19 protein-coding genes are annotated in these 21,113 nt (G+C 72.2%); 4 read left to right on the top strand and 15 right to left on the bottom strand.

Annotated features, from left to right (window positions below):
* Positions 1–199: 199 nt before the first annotated feature.
* The 3 genes from M5362_RS08065 to M5362_RS08055 form a co-directional block, all read right to left on the bottom strand.
* A complete protein-coding gene (locus tag M5362_RS08065; protein ID WP_260226679.1) occupies positions 200–1,609 on the bottom strand; it encodes a UL36 very large tegument protein in 1,410 nt (469 codons plus the stop codon).
* A gap of 121 nt (positions 1,610–1,730) precedes the next feature.
* The gene (locus tag M5362_RS08060) at positions 1,731–2,111 is read right to left on the bottom strand and encodes a PPOX class F420-dependent oxidoreductase (RefSeq protein WP_260226678.1); all 381 of its coding nucleotides are present in this window, start codon (positions 2,109–2,111) and stop codon (positions 1,731–1,733) included.
* Between the two features lie 59 nt (positions 2,112–2,170).
* Positions 2,171–2,428 (bottom strand): helix-turn-helix domain-containing protein, encoded by a 258-nt coding sequence (locus M5362_RS08055; RefSeq protein WP_260226677.1) that lies wholly within the window; start codon positions 2,426–2,428, stop codon positions 2,171–2,173.
* Between the two features lie 33 nt (positions 2,429–2,461).
* On the opposite strand from M5362_RS08055, the gene map reads away from it, so the two are divergent.
* Positions 2,462–3,229 carry a type I methionyl aminopeptidase gene (map, locus tag M5362_RS08050; RefSeq protein WP_260226676.1) on the top strand — a complete coding sequence of 256 codons (768 nt, stop codon included), beginning with the start codon at positions 2,462–2,464 and terminating at the stop codon, positions 3,227–3,229.
* 163 nt (positions 3,230–3,392) lie between these two features.
* Here map and ggt read toward each other — a convergent pair whose 3' ends face one another.
* On the bottom strand, positions 3,393–5,189 hold the full coding sequence (gene ggt / locus M5362_RS08045; protein WP_260226675.1) for a gamma-glutamyltransferase: 1,797 nt from the start codon (positions 5,187–5,189) through the stop codon (positions 3,393–3,395).
* 104 nt (positions 5,190–5,293) lie between these two features.
* Between ggt and M5362_RS08040 the strand changes: the two genes are divergently transcribed.
* A complete protein-coding gene (locus M5362_RS08040) occupies positions 5,294–6,031 on the top strand; it encodes a hypothetical protein (RefSeq protein WP_260226674.1) in 738 nt (245 codons plus the stop codon).
* On the opposite strand, the gene M5362_RS08035 is transcribed toward M5362_RS08040, so the two are convergent.
* Positions 6,003–7,238, bottom strand: a complete 1,236-nt coding sequence (locus tag M5362_RS08035; RefSeq protein ID WP_260226673.1) for a cytochrome P450 — start codon at positions 7,236–7,238, stop codon at positions 6,003–6,005. The genes M5362_RS08040 and M5362_RS08035 overlap by 29 nt on opposite strands.
* A 175-nt stretch (positions 7,239–7,413) precedes the next feature.
* Here M5362_RS08035 and M5362_RS08030 point away from each other — a divergent pair, with 175 nt between their 5' ends.
* Positions 7,414–8,586: an Ig-like domain-containing protein gene (locus tag M5362_RS08030; RefSeq protein WP_260226672.1), complete on the top strand. Its 1,173-nt coding sequence runs from the start codon at positions 7,414–7,416 to the stop codon at positions 8,584–8,586.
* Positions 8,587–8,709: 123 nt separating this feature from the next.
* Complete coding sequence (locus tag M5362_RS08025; RefSeq protein WP_260226671.1) at positions 8,710–10,263, top strand: CocE/NonD family hydrolase; 1,554 nt, start codon at positions 8,710–8,712, stop codon at positions 10,261–10,263.
* A gap of 324 nt (positions 10,264–10,587) precedes the next feature.
* Here the strand turns inward: M5362_RS08025 and M5362_RS08020 are convergent, their stop codons facing one another.
* From M5362_RS08020 to M5362_RS07975, 10 genes are all read right to left on the bottom strand, one after another.
* Entirely contained in the window at positions 10,588–11,025 is a 438-nt protein-coding gene (locus M5362_RS08020; protein WP_260226670.1) for a DUF6278 family protein, read from the bottom strand.
* A gap of 69 nt (positions 11,026–11,094) precedes the next feature.
* Complete coding sequence (locus M5362_RS08015; protein ID WP_260226669.1) at positions 11,095–11,874, bottom strand: exodeoxyribonuclease III; 780 nt, start codon at positions 11,872–11,874, stop codon at positions 11,095–11,097.
* Positions 11,875–11,927: 53 nt separating this feature from the next.
* Positions 11,928–12,560, bottom strand: a complete 633-nt coding sequence (locus M5362_RS08010; RefSeq protein ID WP_374214425.1) for an MBL fold metallo-hydrolase — start codon at positions 12,558–12,560, stop codon at positions 11,928–11,930.
* A 40-nt stretch (positions 12,561–12,600) separates the two neighbouring features.
* Entirely contained in the window at positions 12,601–13,869 is a 1,269-nt protein-coding gene (locus tag M5362_RS08005) for an alpha/beta fold hydrolase (RefSeq protein WP_260226667.1), read from the bottom strand.
* 251 nt (positions 13,870–14,120) lie between these two features.
* The gene (locus M5362_RS08000; protein WP_260226666.1) at positions 14,121–15,623 is read right to left on the bottom strand and encodes an FAD-dependent oxidoreductase; all 1,503 of its coding nucleotides are present in this window, start codon (positions 15,621–15,623) and stop codon (positions 14,121–14,123) included.
* On the bottom strand, positions 15,620–16,642 hold the full coding sequence (locus M5362_RS07995) for an acetylserotonin O-methyltransferase (protein ID WP_261365755.1): 1,023 nt from the start codon (positions 16,640–16,642) through the stop codon (positions 15,620–15,622). The genes M5362_RS08000 and M5362_RS07995 overlap by 4 nt, the downstream gene beginning before the upstream one ends.
* A 40-nt stretch (positions 16,643–16,682) precedes the next feature.
* Positions 16,683–17,621 (bottom strand): NAD(P)-dependent oxidoreductase, encoded by a 939-nt coding sequence (locus M5362_RS07990; RefSeq protein WP_260226664.1) that lies wholly within the window; start codon positions 17,619–17,621, stop codon positions 16,683–16,685.
* A gap of 13 nt (positions 17,622–17,634) precedes the next feature.
* A complete protein-coding gene (locus tag M5362_RS07985) occupies positions 17,635–20,421 on the bottom strand; it encodes a non-ribosomal peptide synthetase (RefSeq protein ID WP_260226663.1) in 2,787 nt (928 codons plus the stop codon).
* The gene (locus M5362_RS07980) at positions 20,418–20,828 is read right to left on the bottom strand and encodes a cobalamin B12-binding domain-containing protein (RefSeq protein ID WP_260226662.1); all 411 of its coding nucleotides are present in this window, start codon (positions 20,826–20,828) and stop codon (positions 20,418–20,420) included. The genes M5362_RS07985 and M5362_RS07980 overlap by 4 nt, the downstream gene beginning before the upstream one ends.
* A gap of 62 nt (positions 20,829–20,890) precedes the next feature.
* A partial coding sequence (locus M5362_RS07975) for a methylmalonyl-CoA mutase family protein (RefSeq protein WP_260226661.1) occupies positions 20,891–21,113 on the bottom strand: 223 nt, incomplete at its 5' end.

The raw sequence follows: 21,113 nt of genomic DNA, 5'->3' as shown, positions 1-21,113 counted from the left end.
CGCGGAGCAAGACCACCGCCGTGAACCGCCGGAGTCGATCATGTTTCATACCCGAGTGGTCCATGTCGGACACGCACCGACACGATCGGGTTCCCGTACGGGCGGTGTCGTACGGGTCGGTGCCGCACGCGGGAAGGGCGCCGGCGAAGGGGACGAGGCGGGTCGTACGGGGCCGGGCGAGGCCGGGGCGGGGCCTGGGTCAGGCGCCCGCCAGGCCCGCCACGCGCAGGGCGTGCAGCAGGTCGCGTTCGAGGGCCGGGGAGAGCGCGCGGGCGGCGGTGCGGAGTTGGGGGACCAGGACGTGCGGGTCGGCGGCGGCGAGGTGGGCCGCGTCTTCGGGGGTACGGGCCTGGAGGAAGGCCGTGAGCAGGGCGTGGGCCTCGCGGTGGTGCCCCTCTGCGTGCAGCGCGGCGCACGCCCCCGCCAGTTCGTCGGCCGGCCGGGCGACCCCCTGCCGCAGCAGCCGCTCGCAGTCCTCGGGGCGGCCCGCGTCGGCGAGCGCCCCGGCGACGGCGGCGAGGTGACCGGGCGGCAGCAGGGCCGCCTCCCACAGGAGGGTGGCCCAGTCGGCGCCGAGGCCGACCCGGTGCAGCTCCGCGGCGAGCGCCGGGAGCCAGGCGGGAGGGCCGGCGACGGCCTCGCAGAGCAGCGCGTGCGCCTCGCCGCTGCGCCCCTGGGAGCGCAGCCGCTGGAGCGCGTAGACCGCGTTCCCGGCCGCGCGGGCCGCGTCCGCGGCGACCTCGCGTGGGGGCGTACGGGGCGCGGGGGCAGGCTCCGTCTCGACTCCGCCGAACCGGGCCCCTCGCGGAGCCGCCCCGGCCACCGGCAGCTCGGGCACGGACAGGGGCGCCGGTACGACCTGCTGGGCCTCCTCCGCCGCTTCACTCTCGTCGAGCCAGGCATACCGGGCCCCACGCGGCTTCCGCCGGACCGCGGGGGCGGGCTTCGGCGCGGCCTGATCGGGCCTCGGCGCGGCCGGTTCGGGCGCCGGATCCGGGGTGAGCCGCGGCGGGTGGGCGGGGGCCGGACCGGGGCCGGCAGCGGATCCGGGGCCGGTGGTGGCGGATCCGGGGCCGGCGGTGGATCTGGGAGCGTGGGTCGGGGCCGGTTCCCGCCCGTCCGTGAGCGCGGCGAGACGTGTCGTGAGTTCGGCGATCCGGGCCGTCGCTCGCGCGTGGTCGTCCTGGACCCAGGCCAGCTCACCACCGATCCGCTCGGCGTCCGGCCCGCCCGGGGCCTGCCGCAGCAGGGCACCGAGCTCCTGGGCGCGGCCCTCGGCGTACCGCCGCTCGCGCTCCATCGCCTCCAGACGCTCACCGAGCGCCCGCGCCCCGCCCGGCCGCCGGTCGTGGGCCGCGGCCGCCGCGCCGTGCAGGGCCCTGGCCCTGACGGCCCCGGGCCCGAGGGGCGGCTCACCGAGGTCCTGGAGCAGCGACTCGACGACGTCCCAGGGCAGGATCTCCGTACCGTCGAAGCAGGCCCGCAGCCCCTCCGGGTCACGGCTCGCGAAGACGCCGTACCAGCCCTCCCCCGGCACGAGCCGCGCCGCCATGGCTCTGAGGTGGCGTGCGAACGCGCCCACCTCCGCCGGGAGTTGATACACCGTCATATCGCCCGCACCGCCCGCGTACTCGACTCGGATCTTCCGGTCCCGAGGTATTCGACCCCAGTCGTGTTACGGGACGGCTACGGAAAGTTTTCGTACGGCGGCGAGGCGCTCGGCGAACGGGTCAGAAACTGACGGCTATTCCGGTGTGCGGCCGCTTGCCCAGCCGGGCGACCATGGCCGGCCAGTCGACGAGCCAGAACTGCCAGGTGTACTTGCGCGAGAGCAGCTTCCGCACGCGTCGCAGCTCCTCGCCCTCCAGGAGGCGGCCCGTGCCCTCCAGGCGCACCGCGCCCTCCTCCACGTTCCCGCGCAGGTCACAGACGGCGACGACGGTCCGCGGGTCGTTGCGCAGCCGCTTGACCTTCCAGGAGTCGCTGCGGGTCCAGGCGTACAGCTCGTCGCCCTCGACCGCGTACCAGACGGGGGTCGCCACTCCGGTGCCGTCACGGCGGAACGTGGTCAGACTGACGTAGCGGCCACGCCGCAGCTCCTCGGGAATCATGCGGCCGAGCCTAACCGCGCGCCCCACCCGAGGAACGCACGGCCGCCGGACGGGCGACGTCAGACGGGAGCGGGCGCGAGGGCGCACCGCGTGACGAGTTCGTCCATCGAGAGGCCGAGGACCGCCGCCAGCGCCGCGACGGTGAAGAAGGCGGGGGTCGGGGCCCGTCCGGTCTCGATCTTGCGGAGGGTCTCGGCCGAGAGTCCGGCCGCCGCGGCGATCTCGACCATCGAGCGGTCTCCGCGCGTCTCGCGCAGGAGGCGGCCGAGCCGCTCGCCGCGCTCGCGCTCTTCGGGGGTCAGGGGGGTGCGCACCATGCACACCACTCTAATACCGGTATAGTAATTGGCATGGTGGAGATCAAGACTGATGCATCCCTGCGTGCCATGCGCGACGCGGGACGGGTGGTGGCCGAGGCGCTGGCGGCCGCGCGGAAGAAGGCGGCGCCGGGGGTCACGGCGAAGGAGCTGGACCAGGCGGCCCGGGAGGTTCTCACGGCTGCCGGGGCCGGGTCGCCGTTCCTGGGCTACCGCCCCGACTGGGCGCCGGTGCCGTTCCCCGCGGTCGTCTGCGTCTCGGTGAACGACGCGATCGTGCACGGCATCCCGGGCGACCAGCCCCTCGCGGACGGGGACCTGGTCTCCGTCGACTGCGGGGCGCTCCTCGCAGGCTGGGCGGGCGACTCCGCCATCAGCTTCACGGTGGGCCGGGCGCGCCCCGAGGACACCCGGCTGGTCGAGACGGCGTACGCCGCGCTGGAGGCGGGCATCGGCGCGGCCCTCGTCGGCAACCGGATCGGCGACATCGCGCACGCGATCGGCCGGGTCTGCCGGAGCGCCGGGTACGGCATCCCCGACGGATTCGGCGGCCACGGCATCGGCCGGAAGATGCACGAGGACCCGGGCGTCCCCAACGAGGGACGCCCGGGCCGGGGCATGCCCCTGCGGCACGGCATGGTCCTCGCGATCGAGCCCATGCTGATCGGCGGCGGCGGGGACGACCACCACACGGCGCGGGACGGCTGGACGATCCGGACGAACGACGGCTCCCGCGCCGCCCACGCGGAGCACACGGTGGCGATCACGGACGACGGCCCGCGGATCCTCACGGCCCTGTGAGGCGCGGTCGGCGGGCGTCGCCGAACGCGGCTGGCGAGCGCGTCGTCGAGCCCGTCGCCGACCGCGGCCGGCGACGCGGACCGTCCGCCGTTCGCCGCCCGCACGTGGCGCCGCCGATGCCTCCCGCCGGCCGCTCCCCGCCTACCCCGCCGGTCGGCCCCGCCTATCCCGCCGGCCGCACGACCATCGCCGAGCCGCCACCCCTGCGTGCCTTCTCGGCCGCCGCGATCCAGCGTCCGTCCGGCAGCCGCTGGACGCCGGTCGCCGCGCCGATCTCCGGGTTCTGCCGGAAGCCGTGGCCGATGGCTTCGAGTTCGGCGCGCAACGGGCTGTTCCACAGGCCCGGTTCCAGCTCCGTCGTCGTCTGGTTGCGCTGGCTCGCCCGGGGCGCCGCGATGGCCTCGACGAGCGGAAGGTCCCGGTCCAGGACCCCGGTCAGGGTCTGGAGCACGGTGGTGATGATGGTCGCGCCGCCCGGGGAGCCGAGCGCGAGCACCGGCCGGTCGGACCGGTCGAGCACGATCGTCGGAGAGATGGAGGAGCGGGGCCGCTTCCCGGGACCGGGGAGGTTCGGGTCGTGGACCGCCGGGTTCGCCGGGGCGAAGGAGAAGTCGGTGAGCTCGTTGTTGAGCAGGAAGCCGCGGCCCGGGACCGTGATACCGCTGCCGCCCGTCGACTCGATGGTCAGCGTGTACGCGACGACGTTGCCCCACTTGTCGGCCACCGTGAGGTGCGTGGTGTTCTCACCCTCGTACGTCGTCGGCGCGGCCGTCCCCCGGTTCACGCACGCCGCCGGGGAGCGCGGGTCGCCCGGCGCGAGGGGGCTGGTGAGGACGGCGTCGTCGCGGATCAGGCACGCGCGGGAGTCGGCGTACCGCTGCGAGAGCAGCTCCCGTGTGGGCACGTCCTCGAAGGCCGGGTCGCCGACCCAGCGGCCCCGGTCGGCGAAGGCGATCCGGCTCGCCTCGATGAAGCGGTGCAGATAGGCGGCCTGGGAGGCGGTGGAGAGATCAGTGCGCTCCAGGATGTTGAGCGCCTCGCCGACGCTCGTGCCACCGGACGAGGAGGGGGCCATCCCGTAGACGTCGAGGCCCCGGTAGGAGACCTTCGTGGGCCGGCGCCGTTCGGTCTCGTAGGCGGCGAGGTCGCGCTCGGTCAGATCGCCGGAGCGGACGACCCGCGTGGCCCCGTCCCGTACGGGAGGCTTCCGGACGGTGTTCACGATGTCCCGCGCCAACGGCCCCCGGTAGAGCGCGCCGACGCCCTCACGGCCGAGCCTGTCGTACGTACGGGCCAGGTCGGGGTTCTTGAACGTCGAGCCGACCACGGGGAGCCGGCCGCCCGGCAGGAAGAGCGCGGAGGAGGCCGGGAAGTCCCGGAAGCGGGCCTCGTTGGAGGCCGTCTGGGCGCGGAAGGTCGCGTCCACGGTGAAGCCGTCGCGGGCGAGGCGCTCGGCGGGTTCGAGGAGGGTGCGCAGCGGCTTGCTGCCCCAGGCGTCGAGCGCGGCCTTCCAGGTCGCCGGGGTGCCAGGGGTGCCGACGCCCCGGCCGCTGGTCATGCCCTCCTCGAAGGGGATGGGCGCGCCGTTCTCCACGAAGAGGCCGGCGTCCGCCGAGGCGGGCGCGGTCTCGCGGCCGTCGATCGTCCGCACGGTGCGGGTCCTGGCGTCGTAGTGGACGAGGAAGCCGCCTCCGCCGATGCCCGCGGAGTACGGCTCGGTGACGCCGAGGGCCGCGGCGACGGCGACGGCGGCGTCGACGGCGTTGCCGCCCTTGCGGAGCACCTCGATCCCGGCGGCGGAGGCGTCGGCGTCGACACTGGCGACGGCGCCGCCGTACCCGACGGCGACGGGTTCCTTCACCGGTGGCCTCGGGCCGCCCGGTGGCGCCGCCGCGCCCACCGAGAGCACCGTCGCGGCGACGGCGAGCAGAGAGACCTTCCGAGCGGTGGAGCGTCGCACTTGTACCTCCAGTCAACGGCCGTCCGCGCAGCGTAACTTCCGTCCCGCCCTCTCGTCAGGACCGCCTCGAACGGCGGTGCGCCGGGCCGCTAGCATGCGCGCCCATGAATGAAGACCTGCGCAATGTCGTGCTGGGAGTCCTCGCGACGGGGGTCAGCGCCTCGCTGGGCTGGCTGGCCCGGACGTATCTCTGGCGCCGCACGCTCCGGCGCAAGCAGGCGTTCTTCGGGCTGCGCGACGGATCCGAGTGCCTGCTGGTGGTGAACCGCAAGGCGGGCAGTGAGCGGGCGGTGCACAACGTCGACGTCTCCGCCCTGCTCGAACTCTCCGCCCTGATCAAGGACTGCGGGGCGCGCCCGGAGATAGTCCAGCACGACGAGGCCCGGCAGGGTCTGGGGGACCGCGCGGAGTTCTGTGTCGGAGGACCGTACTCCAACCGCCGGATGGCCGCCCATCTGTCCTCCCTGCTGCCCGGTCTGACGATGAACGTGGAGTCGGAACCGGTCGCGGACCGGAGCAAGTTCACCGTCGGGGACGAGGTGTACCGGTTGGTGAACGGGGCCTCCGAGCACGCGATCCTCGCCCGTCTCACCGGCGGCGAGGGCGGGCGGCCGGTCTTCCTCCTCTGCGGCCAGGCCGCGGTCGCCAACCACGCCGCGAGCCGTTATCTGGCCCGGCACCACGAGAAGCTGGCGCGGAAGCACGGCTCCGGGCCCTTCGTACTCCTTCTCAAGGTGGTCAACTCCGACGCGTACGGCCCCGATGTGGTGGAGCTGGTGGCCGACGTCACGCGGGCCGCGCGGACCGCACCGGTCACCGCACCCGAACCGGCAGGGACTTGATCCCGTTGATGAAGTTGGACACGAGCCGCCGGGGCGGGGCGGTGAGGGTCAGGTCGTCCAGCGTGTCGCGTACCTCCTCGTGCAGGACGCGCAGTTGGAGCCGGGCGAAGTGGGCTCCGAGGCAGACGTGCGGTCCTTCGCCGAAGGACACATGAGGGTTGGGTGAACGGTCCAGGTCGAGGCGGTGGGGGTCGGTGAAGACGCGTTCGTCGTGGTTGGCGGAGGCGTGGAAGACGACCACCTTGTCGCCCGCGGCGACGGGCCGGCCGGCGAGTTCGGTGTCGCGGGTGGCGGTGCGGCGGAACGAGAGTACGGGCGGGTGGCGGCGCAGGAGCTCTTCGACGGCGCGGTCGACGCCGGTCTCGCCGCTCCACAGCCGCCTTCGTTCGTCGGGGTGTTCGGCGAGGGCGAGCAGCCCGCCGGGGGCGGCGCTGCGGACGGTGTCGTTGCCCGCGACGGTCAGCAGGAAGAAGAACATCTCCAGCTCGGCGGGGTGGAGCGCGGAGTGGGCGAGCGTGGTCATGATGTCGTCGGCGGGGTTCTTCCGCTTGTACGCGGCGAGTTCCTGGGCGTAGCCGAACATCTCGGCGAGCATGGCGGGCGACCGGGGGTTGACGGGCCGCCCCCGGTCGTCGAGGACGGGCGGCTCGTCGGGGTCCTGGTAGGCGATGACCCGCTCGGTCCAGCCGAGGAGCAGGCCCCGGTCGCTCGCGGGCACGCCGAGCAGGTCGGTGAGGTTGAGCAGCGCGTAGTCGTCGGTGACGGCGCCGACGAGGTCGGTCTCGGGCCCGGCGTCGACGGCCGCCTTCAGCAGCTCGCGCGCCCGCGCCCGCGCGGTCCCGGCGAACCGCTCGATCCGTCCGGGGGTGAAGGCGCGGCTGACGAGCCGCCGCAGCCGGCCGTGATGCGGCGGGTCCTGATTGAGCATCATGCGGCGGATGAACGGGAGATCGGCCGGGTCGGGGTCGCGGATCTGGGTGGCGCCGAGGTACGAGGAGTAGCCGGCGGAGTCCTTGAGCACCCGCACGACGTCGGCGTGGCGCGTCACGGCCCAGAACCCGGGCCCGGCGGGCCAGCCGAGGACTTCGTACTCCTGCTGCCAGGCGACGGGCCGGCGGTCGCGCAGCACACGGAAGGCCTCGTGCGGCGGCCCGTCGGCGTAGATCCGGGGGTCGAAGACGTCCGGTACGTCGCTGGTGTTCTCCACGCCCCCAGCTTGCGGCGACCGCCGCCGGAATTCCAGATCCCGCGTGTCACGCCCGGGCGGCGAATATCGCTCATGTCACATCCGACATCACCGGAATGGTTCATATATTCGGAACCGATTCCGGCCTCCGCCCCTCTCTCCCCCCGTACAGAGATCACCACCGGAGGTCGTCCCCGTGAAGCGCATACCCGTGCCCGCCCTGCTCGTCACCGCCGCACTGACCCTCGGGCTCTGTGCGTGTTCCGGCGGATCGGATGGAGCGGGTGACTCCGGAGGCGGTGACGCCAAGGGCGCGCCGAAGACGCGGATATCGGTGAACCTGACCGGCGAGACGGCCGAGGCCGGCGCTCCGGTCGTCGTCACCCTCACCGAGGGGCAGCGGCTCCAGCAGGTGAGCGTGACCGACTCCAAGGGCACGGTCCTCGACGGGAAGGTGGCCGCGGACGGGAAGAGCTGGACGTCCGCCCGGAAGGCGGCGCCCGGGACGGCGTACGCGATCGAGGCGCGGGACGCCGCCGGAGGCAGCGCGAAGGCCGCGTTCACCACCGCCGCCGCCGACAAGGTCAACAAGCTCACCCTGGCTCCGGGGAAGAACACCACCGTCGGCATCGCCCAGCCGCTGTCGATCGTGTTCGACCACCCGGTGAAGAACAAGCGGGAGGTCGAGAAGCACCTCAAGGTCACCACCTCGAACGGCACCGAGGGCTCCTGGGGCTGGATGCAGGACTGGTCGGGCAAGGACCGGGTCGACTGGCGGCCGAAGGAGTACTGGAAGTCCGGCACGAAGGTCACCCTGGACGCCGAGCTGAACGGGGTCGACTCCGGCGCCGGCGGCTGGTTCGTCCGCGACTACACCACCACCTTCTCGATCGGCCGGAACCAGCTGGTCAAGGTGGATCTCGACAACCACCGGCTGACGCTGCTGCGCGACGGGGCGACGGTCAAGAGCGTTCCCATGTCGGCCGGTACGCCCGGCGGCGAGAAGGCGTCCTGGCGCGGGAAGACCGTCCTGATGTCCAAGGAGGGCACCATCAACATGCGTTCCGAGACCGTCGGCCTCGGTGACGCGTACGACAAGATGGTCGACTACTCGATGCGCCTGACCTGGTCGGGCATGTACGCCCACGCGGCCCCCTGGAACTCCGCGTACTTCGGCAGCGCCAACAGGAGCTCGGGCTGCATCGGGATGAGCGACGCCGACGCGCGGAGCGTGTACGACCTGGTGCAGGTCGGCGACCCCTTCGAGATCACCGGCTCCGACGCCAAGGGAACGCAGGCGCTGAACAACGGCTACGGCGAGTGGAACCTCTCGTGGTCCGCGTGGCAGGCGAAGAGCGCCCTGCGCTGATCGCACGTTCAACAATCGTTACCCTCGCGTAACTTACCGACCAGTTACCCCAGGTAAGCCTGGCCGGTTACCGTCGGGTCACTTTGCACTGTCCCCACCAGTGACACGAGTGAGGAGTGACCCGTGCGTACACCTCTGGTCTTCGCCGTCTCGGCCGCCCTGGTGGCGGGGACGGCCCTCGGGCTCGCCCCCGCCGCCCACGCCGCCGAGTCCGGCACGTCCGTACGCTTCGTCGACATCGCAGGCGAGGGCGGCACCGTCCTCAAGGCCAACGTCGTCACCCCGGCCGGCGCCGACGGCTCCGCCCGCTACCCCGTGATCGTGCTCCCCACCAGCTGGGCCATGCCTCAGATCGAGTACCTCGCCCAGGCCCAGAAGCTCGCCGACTCCGGTTACGTCGTGGTGAGTTACAACTCGCGCGGCTTCTGGCAGTCCGGCGGCGAGATCGAGACCGCGGGGCCGAAGGACGTCGCCGACGCCTCCAAGGTCATCGACTGGGCCCTCGCCCACACCCCCGCCGACCCGGCGAAGGTCGGCATGGCGGGAGTGAGTTACGGCGCGGGGATCAGCCTCCTCGCCGCCGCGCACGACAAGCGGATCAGGGCCGTCGCCGCGCTGAGCGGCTGGGCCGACCTCATCGAGTCCATCTACAGCGGCCGCACACAGCACCTCCAGGCCGCCGGTCTGCTCGGCGGCGCCGGCTTTCTCACCGGGCGTCCCGGCCCCGAACTCCGGCAGATCCTGAGCGACTTCCTCGCCTCCAACCTCGCCAAGGAGGGGGAGATGATCGAGTGGGGCAGGCAGCGCTCCGCCGCGACCCAACTCGACCGGATCAACGCCAACGGCGCCGCGATCATGCTCGGCAACGCCTGGGGCGACACCATCTTCCCGCCCAACCAGTACGCCTCCTTCTACGAGAAGCTCCAGGGCCCCAAGCGCCTGGAGTTCCGCCCCGGCGACCACGCCACCGCCGAGGCCACCGGTCTGCTCGGGCTGCCCAACGACACCTGGACCAGCGCCCACCGCTGGTTCGACCGCTACCTCAAGGGCGCCGACAACGGCATCGACCGCGAGCAGCCCGTCCAGCTCAAGTCCCGCTCCACCGGCGGCTACGAGGGCTACCCGGACTGGAAGTCGGTCGGCGCGAACGAACGGAAGATCGCGCTCGGCGGCTCGCAGCGGATCTGGGCCAACGTCGACTCCGGCGCCAACGGCGGCATCGTGATGCTCTCCAACCTCCTGGACCAGATACTCCGGACCCCGCCCGTCGCCTCGATCCCGCTCCTCCCCCGCAGTTTCGCCGGGGTGTGGCAGTCCGAGCGGTACGGCTCGGCCCAGAAGGTGCGCGGCACGGCGAAGCTGCACACCACGGTCACCTCCACCAAGGAGAGCGGCACCTTCGTCGCGTACCTCTACGACGTGGGCCCGCTCGGCCTCGGCAAGCTGGTCAGCAACGCCCCGTACACCTTCCACGACAAAACGCCCGGCACACCCTTCGGCGTCGACCTGGAGCTCTTCTCCACGGCCTACGACGTGCCCGCGGGACACCGTCTCGCCCTGGTCGTCGACACCGTCGACCCGCTCTACATCGAGCACAACCCGACCGGCGCACAGCTGACCTTCTCCTCCCCGCAGACCGACCCCTCGTACCTGTCGGTCCCGCTGCGGGCGGAGTGATCACCGGCTGCTGCCGGGCGGATGGCTCCCTACGCGCCACCGCGCGGGCCGCTACGGCCCCTGGGGAGGACCTCCGCCCGGCAGCGGCGTTCCTGGTTCGGCCGGGGCGATTTCCACGAGACGTCACGCGGCTCGGTCAACGGATCGGCGACCGCCATACACTCCCCTGCCCCCTTCTCGGCTGTGTCGAGGCCAGCGCAAACTATCCAGCGCAAAAAGGGACTTAACGCTCGACACGCACAAACAGGGATAAGCCGTATTTACTGCAACGGGGTGGCCCGCGGGCCGGGGCGGGCGGCCGCGGCAGGGGCATCGCGGCGGGGGTCAGAACTCGGCGGACTCGCCGTACACCTGCGAGAGCTGCGGCGATCCGCTCATGGCCCAGTCGAGCCCGGCCTCCACCACGTTGATCTCCCGGCCCGAGGCCAGCCGCACCACCGGCTGGCCGCCGGGCCACACCTGCCAGCTCGCACCCGGCACGTTCCGGACGATGACCGTGCCCAGATAGAGCCCGGCGTCGTTGCCCAGCCAGGGCAGCTCCTCCGGGTCGTCGCGCCAGCGCGGCGGGAGCTGGTCGAGCGCGGCGAGCGAGCCCGGGGTGTCATCCAGCGTCACCCCGGCGTCCTGGACCCTGGCACGCAGCAGCTCGCACTCGGCGAGCAGCTCACCCACGCCCTCGGGGTCGCGGTCGAAGGCCGCGGCCAGCGGGGAATGATCGGCCGCATGCCGCTTGCGCCAGTTGTCCAAGAACGGGATGTTCATCCGAACAGCGTCGCATTTCACCCTCCCGTGGCACCACCCGGCGCGCGGAGATCATCCGCGGCGCAGCGCCTAGACGTCCAGGTCGACGACGACCGGGGCGTGGTCGGACGCCCCCTTGCCCTTGCGCTCCTCGCGGTCGACGTAGCTGTCCTTCACCGCGTCGGCGAACGGCTTGTTGCCGTACACGAGGTCGATGCGCATGCCCCGGTTCTTCGGGAAGCAGAGCTGGCGGTAGTCCCAGTACGTGAAGGGCTGGTCGTACTTCAGCGGGCGCGGGACGACGTCCGTGAGGCCCGCCTCGCGCAGGCCGGCCAGCGCGGCGCGCTCGGGCTCGGTGACGTGCGTGAGGCCCTCGAAGGCCGCCCGGTCCCAGACGTCGTCGTCGGTCGGCGCGATGTTGTAGTCACCGAGGACGGCGAAGGGCCGCTCCCCCGCCGCGTCCTCGGCGACGGACGCCCGGAGCGCCTCCAGCCAGCGGAGCTTGTACGCGTAGTGCTCGTGGGCGACCTCCCGGCCGTTCGGCACGTACACCGACCAGACGCGGACCGGTCCGCAGGTCGCGGAGATGGCCCGGGGCTCCTGGAGGGTCTCGTAGTCGGGGCCGCCGGGCAGTCCCGTGACGACGTCCTCCAGGCCGACCTTGGAGAGCAGCGCCACGCCGTTCCACCGGCCGGTGGCGTTGACCACCGAGGCGTACCCCAGCTCGCTCAGTGCGTCGGCGGGGAACTGCTCGACGGTGCACTTGGTCTCCTGGATGCACAGCACGTCCGTGCCGGTGCTCTCCAGCCAGGCCAGGAGTCGGGGCAGGCGGGCGGTGATCGAATTGACGTTCCAGGTCGCGATGCGCATGAGCGCAAGCCTAGCGGCGGGGTCTGACAGTCACCGGTTCCGCGCCCCGGGGATCACAGCTCGGTGGAGTCGCCCGGGGTGAGGTGGCCGTGGTCCGTGCCGCCGAGCGCGCCGATCTGCCGGTCATAGATGGGCCGGGCGAGGTCGGTGAGCAGGGCGTCGTGGATGTCGATCGCGCGGCGCGGCTTGACCTCGCGTACGTAGTCGATGACCTCGGCGATCTTGTTCCAGGGGGCCATCACCGGCAGCATCAGCGTGTCCACCGGGTGCTCGGGCACGGTCAGCGCGTCGCCCGGGTGGAAGACGGAGCCGTCCACGAGGAAGCCGACGTTGGTGATCCGGGGGATGTCCGGGTGGATCACCGCGTGCAGCTCGCCGTGGACCTGGACGTCGAAGCCCGCGGCCGTGAAGGCGTCGCCGTGGCCGACGGTGTGGACGCGGCCGGGGAAGGCGGCCGAGAGCTTCTCCGCGACGCTCCGCAGCGTCCAGATCTCGGCCGCCGGGTTGGCCTCGAGACCGGCCCGCAGCCGGTCCTCGGCGAAGTGGTCGGCGTGCTCGTGGGTGACGAGCAGGACGTCGGCGCCGACGGCGGAGTCCTCCTCGCTGAACGCGCCCGGGTCGACGACGAGCGTTCGCCCGTCCTTCTCCAGGCGGATGCAGGCGTGCGACTTCTTCGTCAGCTTCACAGGACTCCACCTCACGACGGGCCGTACCGGCCCGGTCAGCCTACGCCTGGGGGGTGGTCTCCTCCTTGATCACCCTGCCGACGACGCGCAGGGCGCTCTCGGCGGCGGGCAGCCCGCAGTAGACGGCGGTCTGGAGCACGACCTCGCGGAGCTCCTCGGGCGTCAGGCCGTTGCGCAGCGCGGCCCGGGTGTGGTCGGCGAGCGCGTCCAGGTGGCCGCCGGCGATCAGCGCGGTGAGGGTGACACAGCTGCGGGTGCGGCGGTCCAGGCCCTCCCTGCTCCACACCTCGCCCCAGGCGTAGCGGGTGAGGAGGGCCTGGAGGTCGGCGCCGAACTCGTCGGTCAGCGCCTGGTCGACATGCGCGTCCCCGAGGATCTCGCGGCGGATCTTGATGCCCTGGTCGTACGGGTCGGGCCGCACGGTCCCGGCGGACTCGCCCGCCGGCTCGGCGGGCGCGATCTCGGCGACGGGTACGACCGGGGTGGAGACGGGCGGCATCGCCAGGGCGGGCACGGCGCTCTGGGTGTCGTGCACGATCCCGGCGAAGTGGCCGGTGAGCAGCTCGGTGACGGCGGCGGGCTGCTCGACCGGGGCGAGGTGGGAGGCGCCGGGGACGACGGCGAGCCGGGCGTCGGCTATCCCGGCGACGAGGGTGCGGGCCTCGGCGGGGCCGGTGACCTGGTCGTCGGAGCCGACGAGCACGAGGGCGGGGATGCCGATGCGGCCGAGGGCTTCCCGTACGTCGAAGACGGCGAGCGCCTCGCAGGCGCCGATGTAGCAGCCGGGGTCGGTGGTGCGGACCATCTGCACGGCCCACTCGACGATCGCGGGCTGCGCGGCGCGGAAGGCGGGGGTGAACCACTGCTCGGGGGCGGTACGGGCCATGGGCTCGAGGCCGTTGGTACGGACGATCACCCCGCGCTGGCGGAACTCGTCGGCGCTGCCGAACCGGGGCGAGGCGGCCACCAGGGCGAGCGAGGCCACCCGGTGGGGTGCGCGCAGGGCGAGGTCGAGGCCGACCGCGCCGCCGATGGAGCAGCCGGCGTAGCCGAACCGCTGGACGCCCAGCTCGTCGAGGGTGGCGAGCAGCCGGTCGCCGAGCTCGGCGACGGAGGTGAAGGGCAGGGCGGGGGCGCCGCCGTGCCCCGGCAGGTCGAACCGGACGACGCGCCACTGGCGGGTGAGCTCGGGTATCTGACGGTCCCACATGTGCCAGGTGGTGCCCAGCGAGGGCCCCATGACCAGGACGGGAGCCTCTTCTGGCCCGTCAACGCGGTACTGCAGCGTATCGATCTCGGTCTCGCTCACCGGTTCACACCTTCATCTGTCACGATCTGTCACACGCCCCCTGCGAGACCTCCCCATGCCTCCGCTGCCGCGAGCAGGTCCGCCGCGTTCGTGTGCCCGGCTCACATCGCAAGCAGGTGATCCGGCACCCCGTTGTTCGACAGGAAGGTCAGGCACGACGCCCGAGCATCGTACAGACGGACCCCGCGAAGGCCACTTTCGTCCATGATCGTGTGGGCCCGCACCGGAGCCCGCGGGCTACGTCCGAAGAGTCAGGCAGCGGTCACCGGCCAGTTCCTCAGCGCCGCGCGAAGGCCCTCAGGGTCCTCGGCGTCGGCCGCCCAGGCGATATGGCCGTCGGGGCGGATCAGCAGGGGCCCGGGCAGGTTCCCGGCGGGGGCGGCGAGACGCAGCCACTCCGTCTCCGGCACCGGTCGCCCCCGGGTGACCAGCACGAACCGGCCGTCGCGCAGCACCTCGTACAGGCGCCGTCCGCCGGAGAGCCGGAGGTCGGGGGCCCGGCGGCCGGTGAGCCGGTGGCTGCCGCGCGGTGCCGGGTACGCGATGCCGATGCCGGAGAGCAGGCGCTCGCCGGTCGCCGTGAGCGAGTTCAGCCGGTTCGCGAGCGGCAGGCCGACCTCACGCAGGCGGCGCGTCAGACCGTTGCGGGGGGACCGCAGCACGCCCCGGGTGATCGCCCCGGAGACCCGCAGCGCCTGCCGCCCGACGGGGTGGCGCTCCCGCTCGTACGAGTCGAGCAGCGGCTGCCCCGCGCGGCCCTGGACCACGGCGGCCAGTTTCCAGCCCAGGTTGGCGGCGTCCTGGAGCCCCGTGTTCATCCCCATGCCGCCGGCGGGCGAATGCACGTGCGCGGCGTCGCCCGCCAGCAGCACCCGGCCCTCGCGGTAACGCACCGCCTGTCGCTCGTCGCTGTGGAACCGGGAGATCCAGCGCGGGTCGTGCATGCCGTAGTCGGAGCCCAGGACCCGGCGCAGCAACGCGGAGAGCTCCTCTGCCGCTACCGGCGCGTCGTCGGGTCGCTCGTCCCCCGCGACCCAGCCGATCGCCCGGTACCAGCCGTCGCCGAACGGCACCAGGGAGGCGAAGCCGTGCGCGTTGGAGTTGGTGGTCACCGCGTCGACGGGGATCTCGGTGAGCCGGATGTCGGCCAGCATCACCGAGCGCACCACCGACTTGCCGGGGAAGCCGATGCCGACCATCCGCCGCACCGAGCTGCGTACGCCGTCGCACCCGACCACGTACCCGGCGGTCCAGACGTCCTCGCCGGCCGTCTCCACCTCGACGCCGGCGTCGTTCTGGCGCAGCCGCGTCACCTCGGCGCCCCGCACGATCCGCACCCCGGCAGCGCCCGCCCGCCGCTCCAGGAGCCGTTCGACGTGGTACTGCGGGGTGATCAGAGCGAACGGGAAGCGCGAGCGCAGCCGGTGCAGGCGGAGTTCGATCCTGCCGAAGACGCCGATCACGGGCGCCTTGCGGCCGAGGGCGACGAGTTCGTCGCCGAGACCTCGGGCGTCGAGCAGCTCCAGGGTGCGGGCGTGCACCGCGAAGGAGCGGGTCATGGCGGTGTCGGCGGCATGTTCGCGCCGTTCGAGCAGGGTGACCCGCACCCCGGCGGTGGCGAGGTCGCCGGCCAGGAGGAGGCCGGTGGGACCTGCCCCGATGACGAGGACGTCGGCGGTCCGGGACGGCGGTCCGGATTTCGGGGTGATCTCGGGATTCGAGGTGCTCTCGGGATTCGAGGTGGTCTCGTTCACACCGTCGCCTCGATCATGTGCTGGTAGGTGTTGACCGGACGGACATCCCGTACGACCAGGCCCGCCCGCTCCACCAGTCCGAGCAGGCTCTGCCGGGTGTGCTTCCGGCCGCCGACGGTGAGCAGCATCCGCAGGTCCATCCCAGTGCTGAACATCTGGCCGGGGCCGTCGTCGACCAGGTTCTCCACGATGATCACCCTGGTGCCCGGACGGGCCGTGCGTACGACGTTGCCGAGCACGACGACCGCGTCCTCGTCGTTCATCCCCAGGACGTTCTTGAAGACGTACGCGTCGACGTCGGCCGGCACGGCCTCGCGGCAGTCCCCGGCGACCAGTACCGCCCGCTCGGCGAGCGCCCCGCCCTCGCACAGCCGGGCGTCCGCGCCGGCCAGCACGTCCGGCCGGTCGAAGAGGATTCCCCGCACGTCCGGGTGGTGTTCGAGGAGAGCGGCGAGGAGCCCGCCCTGGCCGCCGCCGATGTCGGCGACGGTCCGCGCGCCGGACAGCGGCACGGCCCCCGCGACGGCCCTGGCGGACTGGATGCTCGCCTGGGTCATCGCACGGTCGAAGACGGCCGCGGACTCCGGCCACGCGGAGTGCACCTGGTCGAAGAACTCCTGCCCGTGCAGGCCGACGAAGACGTCCCTGCCGGTGCGCACGGACTCGTCGAGCCGGCCCCACAGTTCCCAGGTCCACGGCTCGGTCATCCACAGCACGAGCTGGTCGAGGCTGTCCGGGGTGTTCGTGCGCAGCAGCCGGGAGATCTCCGAGGGGACGAAACGACCCTCGGAGTCCTCGGCGAACACCTGGTGGCAGGTGAGCGAGCGCAGCAGCCGCCGCAGCGCGTCCGGGTCGGCTCCGACGGTCCGCGCCAGGGCGTACGCCGTCGCCGGGCCGTCGCCGAGGGCGTCGGCGAGACCGAGCTTCACGGCCGCGCGTAGCGAGGCGGCGCAACTGGTGCTCAGCGCGCGCTCCAGCAGGCTCAGCACCTGCGGCTCGGTGGACAGCTCCGACAGCATCTCGGTGGGTGCGGTTGAACCGGTCACGAAAGGGGCCTTTCTATCGGGTCTGTCGGGCGGCGGCGGTGACACAGCCGGGGAAGTGCGCTTCAAGGGCTTGGCGGACTCCGTCACGCCAGGACCACTCACAGGCGCCGACCAGGCTCCTGCGGCGGGTGTCGTCGTACGCGACGACCGCGCGGGTGACGTCGCTCGGGACGAAGTCGACGGGCACCCCGGTGAGTTCCGACACGTAGGTAAGGAGGTCGCGTACGCCGACGACCTCGTCCCCGCCCCAGTTCACGACGGTCGCGGGGACCGTCGCCGCGGCCCACAGGCCCGGTACGTGCCGGGCGATGTCGTCGGTGTGGATCGGGGAGCAGTAGTGCTGGTCGGTGTGCGGGACCGCGACGGGTTCCCCGGCGAGCATCGTCCGATAGTGGATGACCGGGGCCCCGCCGTGCCCGTGCGGCCCGTAGGCGACGTTGAGCCGGGCGATGGTGGTGGGCAGGCCGAGTGTCACGGTGAGCGCCCGTACGGCCCCCTCGGCAGCCAGCTTGCCCACCGGGTAGGTCGGCAGGAAGGCCGAGTGGGCCGCCAGCGGGTCGTTCTCGGTGTACCGGTGGTCCAGTGCCCGGGGCGCGTACACCGCGCTGGTGGAGAGGAACAGGAACGATTCGGCAGTGCGGCAGTGGTTCATCAGACGGCCGGTGCCGACGGAGTTGACCGTCACCACCTCCTCGAAGTTCCCATCGCCCCGCTCCACCGCCGCGTGCAGGACGTGCGTGAAGTCTTCGGGTACCCCGTCCAGACCGTCCGCGGCCATGTCCCAGCGCCGGGTCCGGATGCCCCGGTCCCGCAGCCCGCGTTCCGTCTCCGGGTCCGAGAAGCGGCCCAGGCACCACACTTCGTTGTCCCGGGCGAGCGTCTCGGCGGCCGTGCGGGCGACCAGTCCCGTCGCCCCTGTGATCAGGATCTTGTTGCCGGTCGGCGTCTGCATCCGGATGGCTCCTTCATGAGATGTCGGACGGGGCGGACAGCGACCGAGCGAGCTCCGCGCGCAGGATCGACTGGAAGGCGGCCACGTGCCGGGCGCCCATGAGGGTGTAGTGCTCGCCGGGCACGTCCAGGAACCGGGGCGCCTCGCGGGTGAAGTCGGCCCACCGCGTCAGCTCGTTGTTCAGCCAGTCCTGCTTGCTGCCGCGGAGCGGGACGGCGTAGAAGACGCTCATCCGGGCGACATCGCCGGACGGCACGTAGCTCCGGCCGAGGTCGGTGAGGCCATCCGCGAGTTCCGCCCACGCGCTGAACCGTTCGAGGTCCAGGTCGAGTTCGGAGAGCCGTTCCGGGGGAGAGATGTCGATCAGGCGGCCGAGCTGCTCCTTCCTGTCCAGCGGCCGGAGTTCGGCGGGCAGCTTCTTCGCCTGCTGCTCGGAGACCAGGTCCAGGAACATGGCCAGGTTGACCGCGGTCTCGACGAAGTCGAGTTCCTCCATGCGGTACTTGATGTGCGGAGGGAGGTTGAAGCTGCCCAGGAAGTCGACGCGTTCGCCGTCCGCTTCAAGGAGCTTGGCCACCTCGAACGCGACCGCTGCGCCGAAGGAGTACCCGGCGATCGCATAGGGGCCGTGCGGCTGCCGGGACCGGATGGCGTCCACATACGCGCGTGCCATCTCGTCGAACGACGCGAACGCCTTCTCCCCCGGGTTGAAGCCGCGGGCCCTCAGCGCGTAGAACGGCCGCTCGTGAACGAAATACTTGGCGAGGTTGACGAAGACGAGCACCTCACCGACGCCCGGGTGCACGCAGAACAACGGTGTCCCGTCCCCGCTGGTCTGCAGCGGGACGATCGGGTCGTACGGAGCGGGCGTGTCGCTCCGGTCGGCCTCGATGCGGGCGGCGAGCGCGCGGACGCTCGGCGCGGTGAGGATGGCGAGGACCGGTGGCTCCGTGCCCGGGAAGCGCCGGGCGATCAGGCTTCTGAGGCGCAGGATGTCCAGTGACGTACCGCCGAGGTCGAAGAAGCTCGCCGTGGCGCTGATCGTCGCCGGGTCGGTCCCGAAGAGCTCGCCGTACAGCTCCGCGAGTGCTTCCTCACGGGCGCCCTCGGGAGCGACGTACCCGCCGAGCTGCCGGGTGACCAGGCCTTGGACGGACTCCAGGTGCTCGGCGTAGTCGCCGGCCTCCAGCCGGCGCCGCATGAGTGCGCGCGGGATCTTACCCAGACTCGTCTTCGGGAAGGCGTCCTTGGGCAGCGGAAGCAGCAGGGCGGGGCGGAAGCCCCAGTGCAGGACGACGCTGTTCCGGACGGCCATCAGCAGACGGTGCAGTGCCGGTTCGTCGTCGGCCACCTCGGGGGCGGCCGCGAACGCGACGGCGAGCTGCTCGGTGTCGCTGCCCTTCGGACGGGTCGGGAACGCGGCGACGAAGGACTTCTCGATGCCGTCGAGGCTGTCGAGCACCGACTCCAGGTCATGGCTGTAGTAGTTGACGCCGTTGACGATGACGCAGTCCTTGCTGCGTCCCACGAGGGTCAGCCGGCCCCCGTCGAGGCGGCCGAGGTCACCGGTCCGGAACCAGCCGTCCGCCGTGAAGGCGGCCTCGGTGGCCTCCTTGTCGTTCCAGTACCCGCCCGTGACCATCGGGCCGGTGAGCTGCACCTCGCCGGTCTCGCCCTCGCCCAGCAGCGTGCCAGTCTCCTCGGCTGCGATCCGGATGCGCAGCCCGTCGACCGGCCGGCCGACCGCCGCGAACTCGGCCTCGCGGTCGGCCTCGGGGAACTCCCGGTTGTAGATGCTGCCGGCGCAGGTCTCGGTCATCCCGAAGGCGGGCCAGAGGGCCTCACGGCGCAGCCCGTACGGAGCCAGCCGTTCGAGGAAGCCGAGGCCCGTGGCGACGGGGTTGGCCTCGCCACCGGAGATGATGTGCCGCAGACAGGACAGGTCCAGGGCGGGAGCGGCCGGCAGGCGGTCGGCGATCCTGTTGAGCTGGCCGAGCAGGAAGTTCGGCGTGAACGTCATCGTCACCCGGTGGGCGTCGATCAGCTCCAGGAAGCGCATCGGGGCGGCGAGCACCGTCTCCGGGGAGGTCTGCAGCTGGACGGCGCCGACGGACAGCGGAAGCAGGTGTGCTTCGAGGAGCGCGGCGACGTGGTCGTACGAGATCCAGTTCAGGGTGATGTCGTCCGAGGTCAGCGACTGCGTCCCGGCCTTCGCGGCCATGGAGGCCAGCAGATTGCCGTGGGTGAGCCGAACGGCCTTGGAGGCGCTGGTGGAACCGGAGGTGAGGACGAGGAGGGCGACGTCGTCGGGGGAGACCGGGGTGGTGCCTGTCTCGGTGCCCGCGCCTGCGTCCGTGGCGGCCGGCGCCAGGTTCTCCAAGGTGACGACCGACAGGTCCTGGACGGCGGGAAGTTCCTCGCGCGTGCGGACGTCGGTGACCAGGAGCGGCCCGTCGAGCAGGGTGTTGACGTGGCCGAGCTGGGCCGCCCAGCGCTGCGGGTCGTCGCGCACGGGGACCAGCGGACACACCGTGATCCCACCGAGCAGGCACGCCCAGAGTGCCGGCAGGAAGTCCTCGGTCCGCTCGAGGAGCAGCGCGACGATCCGGTCCTTGCCCACTCCGGACTTCCGCAGCCGGGCGAGGAGTCGCAGCGACTCCTCCAAGAGCTCCGGATACGTCTGGAGCCGGAAGTCGAGCGGTCGGTCTCCGGAGCCGTGGCGGACCCCGTGCTCCGGGAACCGCGTGGCGGCCCGGATCAGCAGCGCGCCCAGGGTGGTCATTTCGTGGTCAGTCGTCATCGTGCCCCCTCGAATATGGCGACGTTCCGGGTCACCCAGGCGGCGATGTCGCGGATGGGTGACCCGGGGGTGAAGAGTGCGGCCACGCCCATCTCGCGGAGCACCGGGATGTCGGCCTCCGGGATGATGCCGCCGCCGAAGAGGGTGATGTCCCGTGCGTCCGCTTCGTCGAGGAGTCTGAGGACCTCGGCGAAGAGCGTCATATGGGCCCCGGAAAGGACCGACAGGCCGATGCCGTCGGCGTCCTCCTGGACGGCGGTGTCGACGATCTGGCGCGGGGTCTGGTGGAGCCCCGTGTAGATGACCTCGACCCCGGCGTCCCGCAAGGCGCGAGCGATGACCTTCGCCCCTCGGTCGTGTCCGTCAAGGCCGGGCTTGGCGATCACGACCCGAATCGGCGTGTCCATCGGATTCCCCCTCTGTTTTCTGTTGTCCGTCGTCTTCGTCGTACGTCGGCGTCCGTGAGGTCTCAGGTGGTCGTCGGGCTGTAGATGCCCCAGACCTCGCGCAGCGCGTGGCAGACCTCGCCGACCGTGGCCCGGGCCTTGAGGGCGTCCTTCATCGGGTAGAGCACGTTGTCCGTGCCCTCGGCGGCCTTCTTCAGCGCGGCGAGCGCCGTGTCGACGGCCGCCCGGTCGCGCTCGGCGCGCAGCCGTGCAAGACGTTCGGCCTGCTGGGCCTCGATCGCCGGA

It is taken from the genome of Streptomyces sp. Je 1-79 (assembly GCF_025195125.1).
GTDB lineage: Bacteria > Actinomycetota > Actinomycetes > Streptomycetales > Streptomycetaceae > Streptomyces.
This window is presented reverse-complemented; position numbering and strand designations above follow the sequence as displayed.

Bases quoted from the DNA above. Each gene is read 5' to 3' on its own strand.
- M5362_RS07995 (WP_261365755.1), bottom strand. From the start codon at position 16,642: ATGCTGTCGGAGCTGTCCACCGAGCCGCAGGTGCTGAGCCTGCTGGAG.
- M5362_RS07985 (WP_260226663.1), bottom strand. From the start codon at position 20,421: ATGACGACTGACCACGAAATGACCACCCTGGGCGCGCTGCTGATCCGG.
- M5362_RS07990 (WP_260226664.1), bottom strand. From the start codon at position 17,621: ATGCAGACGCCGACCGGCAACAAGATCCTGATCACAGGGGCGACGGGA.
- M5362_RS08020 (WP_260226670.1), bottom strand. From the start codon at position 11,025: ATGAACATCCCGTTCTTGGACAACTGGCGCAAGCGGCATGCGGCCGAT.
- M5362_RS07980 (WP_260226662.1), bottom strand. From the start codon at position 20,828: ATGGACACGCCGATTCGGGTCGTGATCGCCAAGCCCGGCCTTGACGGA.
- M5362_RS08065 (WP_260226679.1), bottom strand. From the start codon at position 1,609: ATGACGGTGTATCAACTCCCGGCGGAGGTGGGCGCGTTCGCACGCCAC.
- M5362_RS08055 (WP_260226677.1), bottom strand. From the start codon at position 2,428: ATGGTGCGCACCCCCCTGACCCCCGAAGAGCGCGAGCGCGGCGAGCGG.
- M5362_RS08040 (WP_260226674.1), top strand. From the start codon at position 5,294: ATGAATGAAGACCTGCGCAATGTCGTGCTGGGAGTCCTCGCGACGGGG.
- M5362_RS08060 (WP_260226678.1), bottom strand. From the start codon at position 2,111: ATGATTCCCGAGGAGCTGCGGCGTGGCCGCTACGTCAGTCTGACCACG.
- map (WP_260226676.1), top strand. From the start codon at position 2,462: ATGGTGGAGATCAAGACTGATGCATCCCTGCGTGCCATGCGCGACGCG.
- M5362_RS08015 (WP_260226669.1), bottom strand. From the start codon at position 11,874: ATGCGCATCGCGACCTGGAACGTCAATTCGATCACCGCCCGCCTGCCC.